The sequence below is a fragment of the Nocardiopsis sp. NPDC006832 genome (assembly GCF_040635885.1).
GTDB lineage: Bacteria > Actinomycetota > Actinomycetes > Streptosporangiales > Streptosporangiaceae > Nocardiopsis.
This window is the reverse complement of record NZ_JBEYLC010000122.1, coordinates 1-5841: the sequence shown is the minus strand read 5'-3', so window position 1 is coordinate 5841 and position 5841 is coordinate 1. Positions and strand designations below refer to the sequence as shown.

General features: G+C 70.8%; 6 protein-coding genes. 5 read left to right on the top strand and 1 reads right to left on the bottom strand.

From position 1 onward, the window contains the following. The first annotated feature begins 401 nt into the window (after nucleotides 1-401). From ABZ717_RS28320 to ABZ717_RS28300, 5 genes are all read left to right on the top strand, one after another. Entirely contained in the window at nucleotides 402-2174 is a 1773-nt protein-coding gene (locus ABZ717_RS28320; protein ID WP_358516243.1) for an ATP-binding protein, read from the top strand. 101 nt (nucleotides 2175-2275) lie between these two features. Further along, nucleotides 2276-2695, top strand: a complete 420-nt coding sequence (locus ABZ717_RS28315; protein ID WP_358516240.1) for a roadblock/LC7 domain-containing protein — start codon at nucleotides 2276-2278, stop codon at nucleotides 2693-2695. Beyond that, complete coding sequence (locus ABZ717_RS28310) at nucleotides 2692-3054, top strand: DUF742 domain-containing protein (RefSeq protein WP_358516237.1); 363 nt, start codon at nucleotides 2692-2694, stop codon at nucleotides 3052-3054. Before ABZ717_RS28315 ends, ABZ717_RS28310 begins: the two co-directional genes overlap by 4 nt. Continuing rightward, nucleotides 3035-3661, top strand: a complete 627-nt coding sequence (locus ABZ717_RS28305) for an ATP/GTP-binding protein (RefSeq protein ID WP_358516234.1) — start codon at nucleotides 3035-3037, stop codon at nucleotides 3659-3661. The genes ABZ717_RS28310 and ABZ717_RS28305 overlap by 20 nt, the downstream gene beginning before the upstream one ends. A gap of 77 nt (nucleotides 3662-3738) precedes the next feature. Then, nucleotides 3739-4935 carry a cytochrome P450 gene (locus tag ABZ717_RS28300; RefSeq protein WP_358516246.1) on the top strand — a complete coding sequence of 399 codons (1197 nt, stop codon included), beginning with the start codon at nucleotides 3739-3741 and terminating at the stop codon, nucleotides 4933-4935. Between the two features lie 46 nt (nucleotides 4936-4981). On the opposite strand, the gene ABZ717_RS28295 is transcribed toward ABZ717_RS28300, so the two are convergent. Next, a partial coding sequence (locus tag ABZ717_RS28295; protein WP_358516231.1) for a cytochrome P450 occupies nucleotides 4982-5841 on the bottom strand: 860 nt, incomplete at its 5' end.

The window sequence follows — 5841 nt, the reverse complement described above, 5'->3', positions numbered from 1 at the left end:
CCACCGACGACCCCGGAGAGCCCCGGCGACCGGAGAGGGTCGTCGTCGAGCACACGCTCCTCATCCGGGAAAGCAGCTCCGCCGCCGGCTGACCGCCGACGAACCCTCGTTCCTTGAGGAATCAGGGGAGAGAAACCTTCGCGTGCCCTCTTTTCTGGAATGCCGGAAAAGGGGGCTTTCTGTCCTTTTCATGGATTGAATCCGGTCTGGAATGACACCGTAAGCGCAGGTCGTCGGGTGGTGTTGCGAGAAACTCCACGCACCATCCCCGGGTGGTCTACCGTGAAATCGAACCGGCCCGGAGAATTCCCTTTCCGGGTCGCAGGGATGTGTCCCGTGCCCTCTTTCGGGTGAGGGCCACGACTCCTCCACCCCGGACCCACGCCGCGAGGAACCCATTCATGGCAGCACACCTGTCCGACCGGAAACGCAATCACCCGCGCCCCGGCCAACAGGCTCTCGTCGCACTCCTGATCGCCGCCGCGATCACCGCACCGACCTGGTCGTGGGCGGTGATCGAGAGCCCGGTGGAGATCCGGACCACCGTCGGGCTCGCCGGGGGCCTGGCCGCGTTCCTCCTGTGCGCCGCGGTGGCCACGGCCGCCCATCAGGCGGCGGTCGCGCGCAACACCCGTGCCCACGCCGGCCGGATCGGCGCCGGCGCTCGCACGCTGGAGGAGGAGACCGGGTGGGTGGTGGACGTGCTCCTGCCCGCGCTCGCCCACGCCGTCCGCGAGGACCGCTCACCCCAGGACGTGTTGTCCGAACATCCCAGGCCCTCCCACCCCGCCGTCGATCGGCTCACGCACGCCGTCACCGCGCGGATCGCCTCGGCCGAGAGCCGGTCGACCCAGGAGCGCATGGCCCGCGCCGAGATCGAGGAGCAGATCGCCGCCCTGGCCGACGTCGGCATCCCCCTCATGCGGCTGCGCATCGATGAGGACCTGCCCACCGCGGAGGAGGTCCTCCAGCAGGAGCTGCCGCCGGTCCACCCGCCCGTCGCCCACCTGCGCGGACGCGTCCTCCAACGGATGTTGGCCGGTGACCGGCGCGCCGAGCGTGCGATGATCACGACCTCCGAGTGCGGGGCGCGCATCCAGGCGCACCTGACCACGCTGCTCGCCCAGCTGCGAGAACTCCAGGAACGCTATGGGGATCGCGGCGACATCTTCGCGGACCTGCTGGAGGTCGACCACAACGTCTCCCGAACCGGACGCCTGGCCGACCGGGTGGTCACCCTCGCCAAGGGCCGATCCGGCCGCCGCTGGACCCGCCCCATCGTCATGGAGAGCATCCTGCGCGGGGCCATGGGCCGCATCACCGCCTACCGCCGGGTCCGCCTGCACTACACCAGCAGCAGCGTCGCCGTGGTCGGCTACGCGGCCGAGGGCGTGATGCAGGCGTTGGCCGAGCTCATGGACAACGCCGCGAACTTCTCCGCCCTGGGCACCGAGGTGCACGTCTACGCGGAGGAGGGCGACAACGGCGTCACCATCACGGTCGAGGACAGCGGCATGGGTCTGCGTCACCGTGAGAGGGCGGTGGCCGAGAGCCTGCTGACCGAACCCCGCGACCTGTCCACCGTGCCCTCGGGGCGCGTGGGGCTGGCCGTCGTCGGACGCCTGGCCGACCGGTACGGGCTGCGGGTCAGTCTGCGACCCTCCGCCCGCGGTGGTATCGGCGTCGTCGTCCTCATCCCGCCGAACCTGCTGACCGAGTCGCGGCGCTCTCGGCCCGTACCGCGCCTGAGCGAGACCGGGTCCCAGGTCTCGGTGCCCGCCCCCACCCGTCCGGCTCCGGCCCACTCCGCGGCCGGACCCCAGCCCGGCACGGAACCGCCGCCTGTCCGGTCCACACCCCGGGACCCCCGACCGCCCCTGCCCCGACGCGACGGCGCCCGCGGCTCCCAGGCTCCGACCGGGGAACGACCCGGCCACGAGGGCAAGGACGCCTCGAACACCGAGAAGACCGAGAAGACCGAAGAGCAGCACTTCGAACTGCCCCAACGGCACCGTGGACTCACCCTGGCCGAAGCGGTCAGGGAGAACCCCGAACAGCTCTACCCCGACCGGAACCGGGGCGGGAACCTCTCACGCGGGGGCCTGCCCACCCGCTTCTCCGCCTTCCGGGACGCCGGAACCGACGACGAACACCACCCCGATGGCGGCGCCTGACCACGGCTCCCACCGCACACCACCGGCAGACAAGCGACCGAACAGGAACGGAGGGAGGGGCACCGGGACGCACGTCGTTCCGGGGCCGCCCCGACAACCCGATGACCACGACCGACTCCAGTCTCGACTGGATGCTGGAGAACCTGCGCAGCGGGACCACCGGTGTCCACCACGTCCTGGTGCTCTCCCGGGACGGACTCAAGATGTGCCACACCCGAGAACTCGACGTGGACCGGGCCGACCAACTCGCCGCGATATCCGCGGGCATCCAGAGCCTGTCCCTGAGCGCCTCCGCCGAGTTCGGCGACGCCACCGGCGCCGGACAGGCCATGCTCGAATACGGCGGTGGACTCCTGCTGATCGTCGGGGCCGGTGAGGGCGCCCACCTGGCCGTGGTCACCGGAACCGAGGCCGACGTCGGCGTGGTCGCCCGCCGGATGAACGAACTCGTCGACCAGATCGGCCACCACGTCGCAGTGCCTCCCCGACGGAGGCCCTACGAGAGGGACCTGAAGCGATGAGTCCCGAACCCGCCGGCAAGGAGGCGCCGGACCGGCTGTACACGGTCACGGGTGGCCGTGGCGGCACCGACGAATCCTCCCTCGACTCCGTCGCGCTCATCGTCGCCGAGTCCGAACCCGCCGCCGACATGCAGTCCGAACACGCCGACATCCTGCGGTTGTGCCCGCGTCCGATCGCGGTGGTGGAGCTGTCCGCCGAGCTCGGGCTCCCCGTCAGCGTCGTCCGGGTCCTCCTGGTCGACCTGCTCGACACGGGGGCCGTGACCGTTCGGCACCACGTACCCTCCACCTCTCAGGAAGGGCCCCGGCACGACCCCGACACGCTGAAGCAGGTGCTCCTTGCCCTCCAACGCCTCTGAGCGGATCACGCCCGCACCGGGCCGAACCCCCCTGGCCGCCACGATCGGCAACGCCCTCAAGATCGTGATCGTCGGGGGCTTCGGCGTGGGCAAAACGACCATGGTCGGAGCGGTCCGCGAGATGCGTCCGCTGAGCACCGAGGAGGTCATGACACAGGCCGGCGCCGAGGTCGACGACCTGCGCGGGGTCCGCGACAAACGCACCACGACCGCCGCCTTCGACTTCGGCCGCATCACCGTCGACGCCACCCGGGTCCTCTACCTGTTCGGCGCGCCCGGCCAGAAGCGCTTCTGGTTCCTGTGGGAACAGTTGTTCATCGGCAGCCTCGGCGCGGTCGTCCTCGTCGACACCACGCGGGTGGAGGACTCCTGGTACGCGATCGACCGGCTCGAACACCACGGCACGCCGTTCATCGTCGCGGTCAACCGTTTCGGCCCCGGCCCCGACCTGGAACGGGTGCGCGGCGCCCTGGACCTGTCCGACGACGTGCCCTTGCTGGAGTGCGACGCCCGCCGCCGTGAGTCCGGCCGCGACGTCCTGATCACCCTCGTCCACCACCTGGCCTCGATGGAGCGGGCCCGGTCCGCCCTGAAGGAGACGCCGTGAACGACAGCGCGGGGTTTCGGACCAACGTCACCACGACGACGGGTTCCGTGCCCCATTCGCCCGACCACGCCCACGCCATGCGCTTCTACGGGCCCGACATCGCCCGTGACCCGCTCTCGCTCTACGAGGAGATGCGGCGTCGCTTCGGCCCCGTCGCGCCCATCCTGCTGGACGGGGACGTGCCCGCGTGGTTCGTCCTGGGTTACCGGGAACTGCACCATGTGACCGGCCACCCCGAGTGGTTCGCCCGAGACTGTCGTCGTTGGAACCAGTGGGACCGCGTCGGCGGCGATTGGCCGTTGCTGCCCTACGTGATGTGGACCCCGTCGGTGATGTTCGCCGAGGGCGCCGATCACCGGCGGCGGGCGGGGGCCATCGGCGACGCGTTGGACGCCGTGGACCGGGCCGACCTGCACGCCGTGTGCAACCAGGTCGCCGACGGGCTCATCGACCGCTTCGCCGGGGACGGCGAGGCCGACCTGGTCAGCCAGTACGCCCACCAGATTCCGGCCGGGGTGATCGCCCGCCTGTACGGCATCCCCGCGCAGGAGGTCCCCGAGATGGTGCGGGACAACCTGCTCTCCCTGGACGTCACCGCGGAGGCGGCCGGAGCACACCAGCGGCTCCAGGAGCGGATGCGGCGGGTCGTCGCCCAACGGCGCGCGCACCCGCGCAAGGACGTCCCGTCCCGGTTGCTGACCCATCCGGCGGGGCTCACCGACGACGAGGTCCTCATGGACCTGCTCGTGATCATGTCGGCCGCGCAGGCGCCCACCGGCAACTGGATCGGCAACACGCTGCGGCTGATGCTCCTGGACGACGACTTCTCCCTGACCCTGCAGGGCGGGCGCAGCAGTGCCGACGAGGCGCTCAACGAGGTGCTGTGGAAGAACACCCCGACGCAGAACTTCATCGGCCGTTGGGCGGTACAGGCCTGTGACCTGGGTGGACGTCGGATCCAGCGGGGTGATCTGTTGGTGATGGGGATGGCCGCAGCCAACGCCGACCCCCGGCTCAACACCGGGGACCTGAGCATCCACGTCTCCAACCGGGCCCAGATGTCGTTCGGGCACGGCGAACATGGTTGTCCGTTCCCCGCGCCCAGGGTCGCGGAGGTCATCGCCCGCACCGCGGTGGAGGCCCTCCTGGACCGGCTGCCGGACGTGCGCATGGCGGTGCCGCCCGAACAGCTGCGGTGGCGGCCCTCGGTGTGGATGCGCGGCCTGTACGACCTACCGGCCCGATTCAGTCCCATCATCGGTTCCGGCCGCTGACCCGGCCGACCCGGGGCGGGGAGCGTCCCCCGCCCCGGGTACGCGTTCAGCCGCCCCGACGTGGCGAGGGCACCCCGGAGGGGGTGAACTCCAGTGGCAGGTCTCGCAGGCCGCGGGTGAACAGCCCTTCTTCCGCCGGTTCGGCGCCCGGGGCCAGGCGAACGTCGGGCATCGCGTCCAGCAGGTCGTTCACCCCGACCCGCACCTCTGCCTCGGCCAACAGCGCCCCGACGCAGAAGTGTCGGCCCAGGGCGAAGGACAGGTGTTCGGCCGCCGCCGAGAAGGACGTGGTGTCGGCGAGCTCGGCGCGGAACACGTCGAAGGTGTCGGGGTCGGCGAACCGGTCCGGGTCGCGGTTGGCCGCACCGATCAGGCAGGTGATCGTGGACCCGGCGGGCACGGTGGCGCCGCCGATCTCCACGTCCTCGGCGGGTTGGCGCATGATCATCTGCACCGGCGGGGTGTAGCGCAGGGACTCGGCGAAGGCCCTCGGGATCAACGACCGGTCATCGCGCACCGCGGCGAGCTGTTCGGGGTGGTCCAGCAGGTTCGCGAAGAGGCTCGCCAGTGCCTTGTCGGTGGTCTCGCCGCCCGCGGCCAGCAGCAGGCTGCAGAACGCCTTGATCTCCTCGTCGGTCATCCGGGTGCCGTCCACCTCGGCCTGGCACAGCCGCGACAGCAGGTCGTCGCCGGGTTCCTCGCGTCTGCGTTGGATGATCGGGATGAGGTGGTCGGCGAGTTCGTCGTGTGTGCGCAGCCCCGCCGCGGTCACCTCCGGGTCCTGGCTCAGGTTGCCGAGGAAGGCGATGATCGCGGTGTACCAGTCGTGGAAGCGGTCGTGGTCGTCCTGGTCCAGGCCGAGCATGTCCACGATGACGTTGATCGGGAACCGGGTCGCGTACTCCG